The sequence below is a fragment of the Streptomyces boninensis genome (assembly GCF_048572725.1).
GTDB classification, from domain to species: Bacteria; Actinomycetota; Actinomycetes; order Streptomycetales; family Streptomycetaceae; genus Streptomyces; species Streptomyces boninensis.
Map to the genome: position 1 here is coordinate 5,035,369 of NZ_CP183837.1, position 13,138 is coordinate 5,048,506.

Below are 13,138 nucleotides of genomic sequence, written 5' to 3' on the forward strand. Positions count from 1 at the left end.
GACTCCCCTCCACGCCTACGCATCGTATCCAGGGGATGACCGTGGCGTTACCCACCACAACGTAAAGAGCGGGTCGTGTACGGACACGACCCGCTCCCGCACCCGTCCCTCTGCTGAGGGCCGGGCTCACTCCTCGTCGTCCGCGTCCTCCTCGGCCAGGCGCTTCTCGAGCACCTTGCCCTCGCCAGGAGCGATGGAGCCGAGGATCCGCTCCAGATCGTCTATCGACGCGAACTCGACGACGATCTTTCCCTTCTTCTGGCCCAGATCGACCTTCACCCGGGTCTCGAAGCGATCCGAGAGCCGGGAGGCGAGGTCCACCAGAGCGGGGGACATCCGGCTGCCGGCCCGCGGCCCCTTCGGCTTGGCGGACTTCGGACTCGCCCCCATGAGGGTCACGATCTCCTCCACCGACCGCACCGAGAGGCCCTCGGCGACGATCCGGTGCGCCAGCCCGTCCTGGGTCTCCGAGTCCTCCACGGACAGCAGCGCGCGGGCATGCCCAGCGGAGATCACTCCGGCGGCGACGCGCTGCTGCACCTTCGGCGACAGCTTCAGCAGTCGCAGCGTGTTGGTGACCTGCGGACGCGAGCGGCCGATGCGGTCGGCCAGCTCGTCATGCGTGCAGCTGAAGTCCTTCAGCAGCTGGTCGTAGGCGGCAGCCTCTTCCAGCGGGTTCAGCTGAGCGCGGTGCAGGTTCTCCAGCAGCGCGTCGAGGAGCAGCTTCTCGTCGTCGGTCTGCCGGACGATGGCGGGGATACGGGCCAGGCCGGCCTCGCGGCAGGCCCGCCAGCGGCGCTCGCCCATGACGAGCTCGTAGCGCTCCGGACCCAGCTGCCGGAGCACGACCGGCTGCAGGAGGCCGACCTCCTGGATGGAGGTGACCAGTTCGGCGAGGGCGTCCTCGTCGAAGACCTCGCGTGGCTGGCGAGGGTTCGGCGTGATCGCATCCAGCGGGACCTCGGCGAAGTGCGCACCGGCCACCTCGTCGACTCCCGGCATCTCTGCGGGGGACTCCTGGGACTCGCCGAGGTCCTGCGGCGGAATCGGATCGGCCTCCGCCGGCGCCTCCGGCACCGTGGGAGAAGGCAGATCGCGCTCCGACACTATGACCGGCACCGCGCCCGGGGACGTAGTGGCGCCGCCCACCAGGGGACCGGCGTCACTGCCCGTCGGGGCCGCGGGAATCAGCGCGCCGAGCCCGCGGCCTAGCCCTCTTCGTCGTTCCGTCACTGCGCCCCTCCGTCATGCCGTGTTCCAGCCTGATCGCCGCCGCTCGGCTGAGCCGGCACGGAGTCATGGCTGACCCCGACGCCGCGCAGCGCGATCTCCCGTGCCGCCTCCAGGTAGGAGAGCGACCCGCTCGATCCAGGATCGTAAGTCAGCACCGTCTGCCCATAGCTGGGCGCCTCCGAGATACGCACCGAGCGCGGGATGCTCGTGCGCAGGACCTCCTTGCCGAAGTGCCCGCGGACCTCGTCGGCCACCTGCGAGGCGAGCCGCGTCCTGCCGTCGTACATCGTCAGCAGGATGGTCGAGACGTGCAGCTTCGGGTTCAGGTGCCCGCGGACCAGATCCACGTTGTGCAGCAGCTGCCCGAGGCCCTCCAGCGCGTAGTACTCGCACTGGATCGGGATGAGCACTTCGGCACCTGCCACGAGAGCGTTGACGGTCAGCAGGCCCAGCGACGGCGGACAGTCGATGAACACATAGTCCAGCGGCTGCTCGTACGCATCGATGGCTCGCGACAGCCGGCTCTCACGGGCCACCAGCGAGACCAACTCGATCTCCGCGCCGGCCAGATCGATCGTGGCCGGTGCGCAAAACAGCCCCTCCACGTCCGGGACCGGCTGCACCACGTCCGCGAGCGGCTTCCCCTCTACGAGGACGTCGTAGATCGAGGGAACCTCGGAGTGGTGGTCGACGCCGAGGGCAGTGGAGGCATTGCCCTGCGGGTCGAGGTCGATGACCAGCACCCGCGCGCCGTGCAGCGCCAGGGATGCGGCCAGGTTGACGGTGGTGGTGGTCTTGCCGACCCCACCCTTCTGGTTGGCGACGACCATCACCCGGGTCTGCTCCGGACGGGGCAGGCCCTCGCCCGCCCGCCCCAGCGCCTCTACGGCGAGCTGAGCGGCACGACCGATGGGGGTGTCGTCCATCGGGGGTGGTGTTTCACGTGAAACATCCACCGTTTCGGAACGCGGGCCGGGGACCGGATCGGTCATCGGACCCGCGACGTTGGCGTCGGACCGCAAGGGGTCACTCTCCTCGACTTCAGACTCGCAATGCACAGAGCCTGCCATGCCGTCGGGGGTAGGAACCAGCGAGCCCCGTTCTCCTGTGGATGAATCTCGGTCAAATCCCGGCGGCGGACCATGAGACTCGGCAGCCTCACGCCCACGATTCAGGATTCCCGGCAGTAGTGAGCGACGTTTCACGTGAAACACGATGCACTCGGCGCGTCGCACGCCGCGGCCGACACTCCGAAAACGGAATGAGCCGCATTAAAGGAACAAACCGGACAGCAGAGTCCGGTGTGATGTTCAGCGCCGCCGACGACTCTTCCCCGACGACCTCCGGGCCGCCCGCGCACGCTTCGCAGCGAACCGCACACCGCCCGGGCTCTCACCCACCACGGCACGCACTACCGTCGTCGACGGCGTCACGACACCGGCACCCGCATGGACGATCGAGGTCTCCTCGACACCGAGCTTCGCCAGCGCTGCCTTGTGCGTCTGCAGCTCCTCGGCCGCCGTGTCGCCCTTCAGCGCCAGCATCTGCCCGTACGGGCGCAGCAGCGGGATTCCCCAACCGGCCAGCCGGTCCAGTGGGGCCACCGCCCGTGCCGTCACCACATGCACCGGCTCAAAGGTGCCCAGCACCTCTTCCGCCCGGCCCCGGACCACCGAAACATGATCCAGGCCGAGCAGCTCCACGACCTCCTGCAGGAACGTGGTCCGCCGCAGCAGCGGCTCCAGCAGCGTGATCCGCAGGTCGGGCCGTACCAGCGCCAGGGGAATGCCCGGCAGGCCGGCCCCCGACCCCACGTCGCAGACCGACACACCCTCCGGAACCACCTCGGAGAGCACCGCGCAGTTCAGCAGATGCCGCTCCCACAGCCGGGGCACCTCCCGCGGCCCGATCAGGCCGCGCCGCACCCCGGCATCCGCCAGCAGCTCCCCGTATCGCACCGCGTCCGGAAGCCGGTCACCGAAGACCTTCTGAGCCGCCTCGGGGGCGGGCAGCAGCTCAGCCGCGTCCGTCACGGGACCGTCCTCTCACTGACCACTGACCACGACCACAGACCACGCAAACACGAGCAACACCGGCTACGACTGCGACCGGCTCAGGCCGGCAGCACGACCACGCGGCGCTCGGGCTCCTCGCCCTCGGACTCGCTGCGCAGCCCGGCGGCCTTCACCGCGTCGTGCACCACCTTGCGCTCGAACGGCGACATCGGCGCAAGCTTCACCGGCTCGCCGGTCTCCTTCGCCTCGTCGACCGCCTTTGTGCCCAGCTCTGTCAGCTTCTCCCGCTTACGGGCCCGGAAGCCGGCGATGTCCAGCATCAGCCTGCTGCGGTCGCCCGTCTCCCGGTGCACCGCCAGTCGGGTCAGCTCCTGGAGCGCCTCCAGCACCTCGCCGTCGCGGCCCACCAGCTTCTGCAGATCGCGGCTCTCGCCCTCGCTGATGATCGACACGGAGGCGCGGTCGCCCTCCACATCCATGTCGATGTCACCGTCGAGATCGGCGATGTCCAGCAGCCCCTCGAGGTAGTCGGCCGCGATCTCGCCCTCCTGCTCCAGGCGGGAAAGACCGTCGGTGGCCTCGTCGGCCTCGTCGGCCGTGTCGACCACGTCTGCCGCGTCCGTCTCGGGAACGGCGGTCGGGGTGTCCGTCACTTCAGGACTCCTTCTTGCTTACTTCTTCGACGACGGGGACTTGGGGCGCTGCTGGCCCTTGCGCTGACCGGACTTCGCCCGGCTGCGCTGGTTACCGGAACCGGAGCCGGACGGCTTGGCATCCTGCGGGCCGGACTTCGGCTTGCTGCCACCGCCGCCACCGCTGCCGCCGCCGTCACCGTCCTGCGGCTCATCACCGGACTGCGCCTGGCCGGACTGGACGCCCTGCCGCTGGGACTTCGTCTGCCGCTTCGGCTGCTTCCGGCGTGCGGCACGCTCCTCCGGCGGCGGCTTCGGCTTGCCCTTCTCCACCGTGCCGTCCTCGTTCGCGACCAGCTCGGAGCTCCCCAGCGTGCTGATGAACTTCCGCTCGGCCTCCGCGCGGGACTTGTCCTCCTTGACCGCGATGGCCTTGACGATCGCCCGGTCGTGCCGGGACCGCACACCGCCGTGCGACACGATCCTCGGCGCCATCTTCTCCAGCAGCTCCCGCTGCGCTGAGCTGCCCGGCGTCGGGTTGCGCTTGATCACGTACATCTGCTGGCAGAGCGTCCAGAAGTTGGTGGTCAGCCAGTAGATGAGGACACCGACCGGGAAGTTGATGCCGAAGACGGCAAACATGATCGGGAAGATGTACATCAGCATCTTCTGCTGCTGCATGAAGGGCGTCTTCACCGAGGTGTCGACGTTCTTCGACATCAGCTGACGCTGCGTGTAGAACTGCGACGCCGACATCAGCACGATCATGATGACCGTGACGACCCGCACATCGGTCAGCGTGGCGCCCAGAGACTCGACCTTCTCGGCGCTGTCCATGAACTTCGCCGCGATCGGCGCACCGAAGACATGCGCCTCACGGGCCTGCTCCACCTGCGTCTGGGTGAGAACACCGACCTCGTGGTTACCGGCGATCTTGTTCAGCACCTGGAAGAGCGCGATGAAGAACGGCGACTGCGCCAGGATCGGGAGACAGCTCGAGAGCGGGTTCGTACCCGACTCCCGATAGAGCTTCATCATCTCCTCGGACTGGCGCTGCTTGTCGTTCTTGTAGCGCTCCTGGATCTCCTTCATCTTCGGCTGAAGGACCTGCATGTTCCGCGTCGCCTTGATCTGCTTCACGAAGAGCGGGATCAGGCAGATACGGATCACGACCACCAGCGACACGATGGACAGACCCCAGGCCCAGCCGCTGCTCGCGTCGAAGACCAGCGAGTACAGGCTGTGGAACTGGACGATGATCCAGGAGACCGCGATATAGAGAGGATTGAGGATCGTGTCCACTAATCAGGCTCCTTGGGCCTTGGGCTGAGTCTCGCCTCTGCGCCTGCTCATCCAAAGACGGAGGCGCCGGTGCCAGACCGGATGCTTACGGGGCGGTACGTGATCGACTCCGCCGAGCGACCACGGGTTGCAGCGCAGGATGCGCCAAGCGGTCAGGGCCGTGCCTTTCACCGCGCCGTGCCGGTCGATGGCCGTGAAGCCATAGTGCGAGCACGACGGGTAGTACTTGCAGACCGGCCCCAGGAGCGGGCTGATGGTCCACTGGTAGAGCTTGATCAGCAAAAGCAGCGGGTACTTCATAGCGGCGCCCTTCCGAGCAGTCGCCGCAGCGCCGAATCCAGGTCGCCGCCCAGCTGATCGTGATCAGCCGCGGCCGCGCCCGGCAGCGCGCGTACGACCACCAGGCTACCTGCGGGCAGCGCAGAGAGCCGGTCACGCATCAGGTGACGCAGCCGACGCTTGACAAGGTTGCGCTGGACCGCGCCGCCCACTGCCTTGCTGACGACGAAACCCGCACGCGCCGGAGGAATGGACTCCCCCGGGACGTGCGGGTCCGTACCGCTGTTCATATGGACGACGAGGAGCGGGCGCCCGGCCCGGCGCCCTCGTCGTACCGCGGTCGCGAAGTCCTCGCGCCGCCTCAGCCGATGCTCAGCAGGCAGCACGGTCAGACCACGGCGATCAGGCGGAAAGGCGTGCGCGACCCTTGCCACGGCGGGACGCGAGAATCGCGCGGCCGGCACGGGTACGCATGCGCAGCCGGAAGCCGTGGGTCTTGGCGCGACGGCGGTTGTTCGGCTGGAAAGTGCGCTTGCTCACTCGGGGGCTCCAGAAAAGCTTGGATCTCGCGGGTTACGAGACGGTGTGTGTAGAGCCGACGGCTGGCACCGTGCGCCCGCGAGTGGCTCGCTATACGCCTGACAGGTGAAGATCTGTGCGGCGCCGGCCGATCGGAGGCAGGCGGCAGCAGCCGTCGACAACTCGACCTCGCTACGGTACGTGCGCCTGTACCTTCCGGTCAAACCGGGGACTTCCCCGGACAACGACCCCGGCGACGCCGGACAATCATGCACACCCCTGTGGACAACGACTTGAATGGTGCAGGCCAGGCTGAGTAGCGTGGCCAGTTCCCGCCGTCAATCCCGCCCCTCCGGGCGTTCACCCCGCGCAGCGAGTGAGAGAGTGCCCCGTGGCTGACCTACCTGCAGATCTGGCGGCAGTATGGCCACGCGTGCTCGAAGAGCTGATCGACGGGGGACCAGGTGGCCAGGCCGTAGAGGCAAAGGACCAGCGCTGGCTGCGCGACTGCCAGCCGCTCGTGCTCGTGGCGGGCACCGCGGTGATCGCCGTACCCAATGAATACGCGAAGGGCGTCGTCGAAGGCCGGCTCGCCCCCGTGATCAGCGACGCCCTCAGCCGCGCCTGCGGCCAGCCCATCGGCCTCGCGATCACGGTCAGCCCCGGGGAGGCCGAGCCGACACCGGCCCCCGCGCCGGCGGCACCCGCCGCGCAGCCGACCGTGCCGGGCCAGCCCCAGCATCACCAGGCCGGACCGTCGCAGCCGGGGCAGCACCCGCACCAGCCGGGACTGCTGCAGCCCAGCCAGCACCAGCCCAGCGGCCCGCAGCAGTCACAGCAGTCACAGCAGCCTCAAGCACCCCAGACGCAGCACCAGCCCCAGGGTCAGCCCCAGGCCGACTATGACTACGGCCACACCCCGCGCGACGACTACGGCCGCGGCCAGGACGAGTCCCAGCTGCCCACCGCCAGCCCGGCCTATCCCGAGTACGCGCAGCACCACCACCCCGAGCCCGCGGCCTGGCCCCGCGCCACCCCGCCAGGCGCGCAGCAGCCGGGCCCGGCGCACCAGGGACCCGGGGGCCATCAGGGCCACCGCCCTGACCAGCCCGCCTTCCCGCGCCAGCAGCCCCCGGAGCAGCACACCCCCGGCCACCCGGGCGCCCCGAACCACAGCGCCCAGAACCACGCCGCCCCGAGCCACACCGACTACAGCCAGGGCGACTACAAGACCGACTACAACGGCGGCCAGCGCCAGCACGACCCGTACGCCGCCCGCCGCCCCCAGCTCCCCAGCCAGACGCCGCCGCCGCTCCACGGCTCCCCGGGCGCCGCCTCCCTCGGCAGCGCCGAGCTCCCCGCGCCCAGCGGCGCCCCCGGCCCGCTCGCCGCCCAGCCGGCCCCCGCGACCGGCCCCGGCGAGCCGACCGCCCGGCTGAACCCGAAGTACCTCTTCGACACCTTCGTCATCGGCGCCTCCAACCGCTTCGCCCACGCGGCCGCGGTCGCCGTCGCCGAAGCCCCGGCCAAGGCGTACAACCCACTCTTCATCTACGGCGAATCCGGCCTCGGCAAAACGCACCTGCTGCACGCCATCGGCCACTACGCCCGCAGCCTCTACCCGGGCACCCGGGTCAGATACGTGAGCTCCGAGGAGTTCACCAACGAGTTCATCAACTCCATCCGCGACGGCAAGGCGGACACCTTCCGCAAGCGCTACCGCGACATGGACATCCTGCTCGTGGACGACATCCAGTTCCTGGCGTCGAAGGAGTCGACGCAGGAGGAGTTCTTCCACACCTTCAATACGCTGCACAACGCCAACAAGCAGATCGTGCTCAGCTCCGACCGGCCGCCCAAGCAGCTGGTCACCCTGGAGGACCGGCTGCGCAACCGCTTCGAGTGGGGTCTGATCACCGACGTCCAGCCGCCCGAGCTGGAGACCCGGATCGCGATCCTCCGCAAGAAGGCGGTGCAGGAGCAGCTCAACGCTCCGCCCGAGGTACTGGAGTTCATCGCCTCCCGCATCTCGCGCAACATCCGCGAGCTCGAGGGCGCGCTGATCCGGGTGACGGCGTTCGCGTCGCTCAATCGGCAGCCGGTGGACCTCGGTCTTACGGAGATCGTGCTGAAGGACCTCATCCCCGGCGGTGAGGACGCGGCACCCGAGATCACGGCGCCGGCCATCATGAGCGCCGTGGCCGACTACTTCGGGCTGACGGTGGACGATCTGTGCGGGTCCTCCCGCAGCCGGGTCCTCGTCACGGCCCGGCAGATCGCGATGTACCTGTGCCGGGAGCTGACCGACCTCTCCCTCCCCAAGATCGGCGCCCAGTTCGGCGGCCGCGACCACACGACCGTGATGCACGCCGACCGGAAGATCCGGGCGCTGATGGCGGAGCGGCGGTCCATCTACAACCAGGTCACCGAGCTCACGAACCGCATCAAGAACAGCTGACACAGGCCGCTCAGCGGCACCCCGAGCCCCCTGGATCGAGTCCTCGAACTCCCTGGGGGCTCTTCGCTGTTCGAATCCACAGCCTGTGTATTGACTTCTCCACACCACCGCGGCGGATGGGCCGTCCACACCCTGGGGAGGGCACTGGTTACCCACGTACCCTTGTGGACCTGCCTGGGATAACTCGCGATGATCCAGTTCAGCAGGCTGTGGATTTGTGGGCCCAAGCTGTCCACAGACTGGGGACGGATCGGGCGTCCACAGGCGCCTGGTGGCACTGTCCACCGCCCGCCCACAGGAAACATGCTCCTGTCCACACCTTGTCCACACCCCTGTCCACTGTTCGGCAACGCAACGCGCCCCTTCACCGGTACGTGTGAAAGCTGTCACACCAAGGGGGTCGGTTGGCCTGTGGGAGAACGGGGTAAAGCTGGGGATGGAGCTGTGGCTAAGACGGCCTCGGCTGTGAATCAGCTGTGCACAGAATCTGCTGGTCCACAGAAACGTCTGGTTTTCCACCGGCTCCACCCACAGCCGCTGTGGGTAAAAAAACGGGTGTGACCTGCGCAAACACGGTTTTCCACCGTGTCCACAGGCCCTACTACTACTGCCTCGGATAGTTAGCTCGGGATTCGCTTCGAAGTGGGGCCTGTGCACAAGTTGGGGAGCGGCCGACGAGGCGGGCCGCGAGGAGTTGACCGAGACCGTCCCCGCGCTGTCGGTGCCGTACGTCAGACTGTTCCCCGCAGACAAGCTGTGTCTGACGACAAGAAGTGCCGGCGTACTGCAGGAGGCGGTCCCGTTGAAGATCCGTGTGGAGCGCGACGTACTCGCAGAGGCGGTGGCGTGGGCGGCTCGGAGCCTGCCTGCCCGCCCGTCGACGCCGGTCCTTGCCGGCCTGATGCTGAAGGCCGATTCCGAGGAGCAGGGCACCCTCAGCCTCTCCGGCTTCGACTACGAGGTCTCGGCCCGCGTCTCGGTGGAGGCCGAGGTCGAGGAGGAGGGGCAGCTGCTGGTGTCCGGCCGGCTGCTCGCCGACATCTCGCGTGCACTTCCCAACAGGCCTGTGGAGATCTCATCGGACGGGGTGCGGGCCACCGTGGTCTGCGGCTCCTCGCGATTCACCCTGCACACCCTGCCTGTGGAGGAGTATCCGGCGCTGCCGGAGATGCCCACCGCGACCGGCACCGTCCCCGGCGAGGTCTTCGCGGCCGCCGTCGCGCAGGTGGCCGTGGCCGCCGGGCGGGATGACACGCTGCCGGTTCTCACCGGTGTGCGCATCGAGATCGAGGGCGACACCGTCACGCTGGCCTCCACCGACCGCTATCGCTTCGCGGTCCGCGAGTTCCTGTGGAAGCCGGAGGCCGCCGACATCTCCGCGGTGGCGCTGGTCCCCGCGAAGACGCTGCAGGACACCGCGAAGTCGCTGACCAGCGGTGACACCGTCTCGATCGCGCTGGCGGGATCGGGTGCGGGCGAGGGGCTCATCGGCTTCGAGGGGGCCGGGCGGCGTACGACCACCCGGCTGCTGGAAGGCGACCTGCCGAAGTACCGGACGCTCTTCCCCACCGAGTTCAATACGGTCGCGGTGATCGAGACGGCGCCGTTCGTGGAGGCCGTGAAGCGCGTCGCCCTGGTGGCCGAGCGCAATACGCCGGTGCGGCTGAGCTTCGAGCAGGGTGTGCTCACCCTGGAGGCCGGGTCCAGCGACGACGCACAGGCTGTGGAGCGGGTGGACGCGACGCTGGAGGGCGATGACATCTCGATCGCCTTCAACCCGACCTTCCTGCTGGACGGTCTGAGCGCGATCGACTCCCCGGTCGCCCAGCTGGCCTTCACCACGTCCACGAAGCCCGCGCTGCTCAGCGGCAAGCCCGCGGTGGATGCGGAGGCGGACGACCAGTACAAGTACCTCATCATGCCCGTGAGGCTGAGCGGCTGACCTCGGCGTAGGCTCGTAGACGCTACGGACATTTCGCTTGGAAGGGTCACCAATGGAGCTCGGTCTCGTCGGCCTCGGCAAGATGGGCGGCAACATGCGCGAGCGCATCCGCCGCGCAGGCCACACCGTCATCGGATACGACCGGAACCCGGAGCTGGCCGACGTGTCCAGCCTCAAGGACCTGGTGGAGCGGCTGCCTGCGCCGCGCGTCGTGTGGGTCATGGTGCCGGCGGGTGCCGCCACGCAGTCGACGATCGATGAGCTGAGCGAGCTGCTGCAGCCCGGTGACGTGGTGGTGGACGGCGGGAATTCGCGCTGGACCGATGACGAGAAGCATGCGGAGGAGCTGGCTGCCAAGGGCATCGGCTTCGTGGACTGCGGTGTATCGGGCGGCGTCTGGGGCCTGCAGAACGGCTATGCGCTGATGTACGGCGGCGACGCCGAGAACATCGCGAAGGTGCAGCCGGTCTTCGACGCCCTCAAGCCCGAGGGTGACTTCGGCTCGGTGCACGCGGGCAAGGTCGGTGCCGGCCACTTCTCGAAGATGGTTCACAACGGCATCGAGTACGCGATGATGCAGGCCTACGCCGAGGGCTGGGAGCTCCTGGAGAAGGTCGACTCGGTCACGGATGTGCGCGAGGTCTTCCGCTCCTGGCAGGAGGGCACGGTCATCCGCTCCTGGCTGCTCGACCTCGCGGTCAATGCCCTGGACGATGACGAGCACCTGGACAAGCTGCGCGGTTACGCGGAGGACTCCGGCGAGGGCCGCTGGACGGTGGAGGCCGCGATCGACAACGCGGTGCCGCTGCCCGCCATCACCGCGTCGCTCTTCGCCCGCTTCGCCTCGCGGCAGGACGACTCCCCGCAGATGAAGATGATCGCGGCGCTGCGCAACCAGTTCGGCGGCCACGCGGTCGAGTCCAAGAGCGAACACTGATCCACAGGCTGTGCACTCCGTGTGCACGGCAGCCGGGGGAGGTCGGCGAAATACATGCACGTCACGCATCTGTCGCTCGCCGACTTCCGCTCGTACGCCCGGGCCGAGGTTGCTCTCGACCCGGGCGTGACCGCTTTCGTGGGCCCGAACGGCCAGGGGAAGACGAACCTGGTGGAGGCGGTCGGCTATCTGGCGACGCTGGGCAGCCACCGGGTGTCGTCGGACGCGCCGCTGGTGCGGATGGGCGCCGAGCGGGCGGTGATCCGGGCGGCGGTGACGCAGGGCGAGCGCTCGCAGCTGGTGGAGCTGGAGCTCAATCCGGGGAAGGCGAACCGGGCACGGCTGAACCGTTCCTCCCAGGTCAGGCCGCGGGAGGTGCTCGGTGTCGTACGGACCGTCCTCTTCGCCCCCGAGGATCTGGCGCTGGTGAAGGGCGATCCGGGTGAGCGGCGGCGCTTCCTGGATGAGCTGATCACGGCGCGGTCGCCGCGGATGGCGGGGGTGCGCAGTGATTACGAGCGGGTGCTGAAGCAGCGGAACACGCTGCTGAAGACGGCGGCGATGGCGCGGCGGCACGGCGGCCGGCAGATGGATCTGTCCACCCTTGATGTGTGGGACCAGCATCTGGCGCGGGCGGGTGCGGAGTTGCTTGCGCAGCGTCTGGACCTGATAGGGGCGGTGCAGCCGCTCGCCGACAAGGCCTACGAGCAGCTGGCTCCGGGTGGTGGTCCGGTGGCGCTGGAGTACCGGTCGTCGGTGGGTGAGGGGCTGGCGGCGGCGTCGACGCGGGAGGAGCTGTACGAGCTGCTGCTGGCGGCGATGGCGGAGGCCCGTAAGCAGGAGATCGAGCGCGGGGTGACGCTGGTCGGGCCGCACCGGGACGATCTGGTGCTGAAGCTGGGGCAGCTGCCGGCGAAGGGGTATGCGTCGCATGGCGAGTCGTGGTCGCTGGCGCTGGCGCTGCGGTTGGCGTCGTACGAGCTGCTGAGCGCGGAGGGTGCGGAGCCGGTGTTGGTGCTCGACGATGTCTTCGCGGAGCTGGATTCGCGGCGGCGGGAGCGGCTTGCCGAGCTGGTGGCGCCGGGTGAGCAGGTGCTGGTGACGGCGGCGGTGGCCGAGGATGTGCCCGGGGTGCTGGCGGGGGCGCGGTTCGCGGTGGCGGACGGGAGCGTTGAGCGCGTATGAGCGACGAGTCCGCCAAGACGCCCGAGTCGGAGCCGGCTGCGGGAGCACCCGAGCCCTCCGGCGTAGACCTCGCCCGGGTCGCCCTGCGCGCCGCCAAGGAGCAGGCTCGGGCCCGTGGCGCGGCCGCGCAGCAGAAGCGGCAGGCGCGCCGCGGCGGCGGCCTGCGGTCGGGGGCGCGGGCGGACGGCCGCGATCCGCTGCCGCTGGGTGCCGCGGTGAGCCGGCTGATCACTGAGCGCGGCTGGGAGGCGCCGGCCGCGGTGGGCGGTGTGATGGGGCGCTGGCCGCAGCTTGTCGGGCCCGAGGTGGCGCAGCATTGCGTGCCGGAGCGGTATGACGAGCAGGAGCGGGTGCTGATGGTGCGCTGCGACTCGACGGCGTGGGCGACGCAAATGCGGCTGCTGGCGCCGCAGTTCGTGGCGCGGCTGAACGGGGAGCTGGGGCAGGGGACGGTCACGTTCATCAAGGTGCTCGGTCCCGGCGGCCCGCCGCAGCAGTACGGCGGGCGGCTGCGGGCGCCGGGCAGCCGGGGGCCCGGGGACACGTACGGATGACGCGCGATGCGCAGTCTTATGCCTGTGATTGACGTGACTTCGGTCACAGTCGCTCCGGGTTGACGGCGCGAAGCGCTGAGCG

At 69.1% G+C, this 13,138-nt stretch carries 13 protein-coding genes; 5 read left to right on the plus strand and 8 right to left on the minus strand.

Features of this window, described 5'->3' with window-relative positions; genetic code table 11:
* Positions 1–126: 126 nt before the first annotated feature.
* The 8 genes from ACNNMR_RS22920 to rpmH all read right to left on the minus strand — a co-directional run bounded on the left by ACNNMR_RS22920 (position 127) and on the right by rpmH (position 6,001).
* A complete protein-coding gene (locus ACNNMR_RS22920) occupies positions 127–1,233 on the minus strand; it encodes a ParB/RepB/Spo0J family partition protein (protein WP_419996546.1) in 1,107 nt (368 codons plus the stop codon).
* Positions 1,230–2,303 (minus strand): ParA family protein, encoded by a 1,074-nt coding sequence (locus tag ACNNMR_RS22925; protein ID WP_419996547.1) that lies wholly within the window; start codon positions 2,301–2,303, stop codon positions 1,230–1,232. Before ACNNMR_RS22925 ends, ACNNMR_RS22920 begins: the two co-directional genes overlap by 4 nt.
* Before the next feature lie 240 nt (positions 2,304–2,543).
* Positions 2,544–3,266 carry a 16S rRNA (guanine(527)-N(7))-methyltransferase RsmG gene (rsmG, locus tag ACNNMR_RS22930; RefSeq protein WP_419996548.1) on the minus strand — a complete coding sequence of 241 codons (723 nt, stop codon included), beginning with the start codon at positions 3,264–3,266 and terminating at the stop codon, positions 2,544–2,546.
* An 80-nt stretch (positions 3,267–3,346) separates the two neighbouring features.
* Positions 3,347–3,856, minus strand: a complete 510-nt coding sequence (locus ACNNMR_RS22935) for a protein jag (protein ID WP_420000444.1) — start codon at positions 3,854–3,856, stop codon at positions 3,347–3,349.
* A gap of 63 nt (positions 3,857–3,919) precedes the next feature.
* Positions 3,920–5,182, minus strand: a complete 1,263-nt coding sequence (gene yidC / locus ACNNMR_RS22940; RefSeq protein ID WP_419996549.1) for a membrane protein insertase YidC — start codon at positions 5,180–5,182, stop codon at positions 3,920–3,922.
* Positions 5,183–5,185: 3 nt separating this feature from the next.
* Positions 5,186–5,482: a membrane protein insertion efficiency factor YidD gene (yidD, locus tag ACNNMR_RS22945; protein WP_419996550.1), complete on the minus strand. Its 297-nt coding sequence runs from the start codon at positions 5,480–5,482 to the stop codon at positions 5,186–5,188.
* Positions 5,479–5,847 (minus strand): ribonuclease P protein component, encoded by a 369-nt coding sequence (rnpA, locus tag ACNNMR_RS22950; RefSeq protein ID WP_419996551.1) that lies wholly within the window; start codon positions 5,845–5,847, stop codon positions 5,479–5,481. Before rnpA ends, yidD begins: the two co-directional genes overlap by 4 nt.
* Positions 5,848–5,863: 16 nt before the next feature.
* Positions 5,864–6,001, minus strand: a complete 138-nt coding sequence (rpmH, locus tag ACNNMR_RS22955) for a 50S ribosomal protein L34 (protein ID WP_003949374.1) — start codon at positions 5,999–6,001, stop codon at positions 5,864–5,866.
* A 412-nt stretch (positions 6,002–6,413) separates the two neighbouring features.
* On the opposite strand from rpmH, the gene dnaA reads away from it, so the two are divergent.
* The 5 genes from dnaA (at position 6,414) to ACNNMR_RS22980 (ending at position 13,056) form a co-directional block, all read left to right on the plus strand.
* A complete protein-coding gene (gene dnaA / locus ACNNMR_RS22960; RefSeq protein WP_419996552.1) occupies positions 6,414–8,438 on the plus strand; it encodes a chromosomal replication initiator protein DnaA in 2,025 nt (674 codons plus the stop codon).
* A gap of 802 nt (positions 8,439–9,240) precedes the next feature.
* The gene (gene dnaN / locus ACNNMR_RS22965) at positions 9,241–10,380 is read left to right on the plus strand and encodes a DNA polymerase III subunit beta (RefSeq protein ID WP_419996553.1); all 1,140 of its coding nucleotides are present in this window, start codon (positions 9,241–9,243) and stop codon (positions 10,378–10,380) included.
* A gap of 52 nt (positions 10,381–10,432) precedes the next feature.
* Complete coding sequence (gene gnd, locus ACNNMR_RS22970) at positions 10,433–11,317, plus strand: phosphogluconate dehydrogenase (NAD(+)-dependent, decarboxylating) (RefSeq protein WP_419996554.1); 885 nt, start codon at positions 10,433–10,435, stop codon at positions 11,315–11,317.
* Positions 11,318–11,371: 54 nt separating this feature from the next.
* Positions 11,372–12,502 (plus strand): DNA replication/repair protein RecF, encoded by a 1,131-nt coding sequence (gene recF, locus ACNNMR_RS22975; RefSeq protein ID WP_419996555.1) that lies wholly within the window; start codon positions 11,372–11,374, stop codon positions 12,500–12,502.
* The gene (locus tag ACNNMR_RS22980; RefSeq protein ID WP_419996556.1) at positions 12,499–13,056 is read left to right on the plus strand and encodes a DUF721 domain-containing protein; all 558 of its coding nucleotides are present in this window, start codon (positions 12,499–12,501) and stop codon (positions 13,054–13,056) included. The genes recF and ACNNMR_RS22980 overlap by 4 nt, the downstream gene beginning before the upstream one ends.
* Positions 13,057–13,138: the final 82 nt, after the last annotated feature.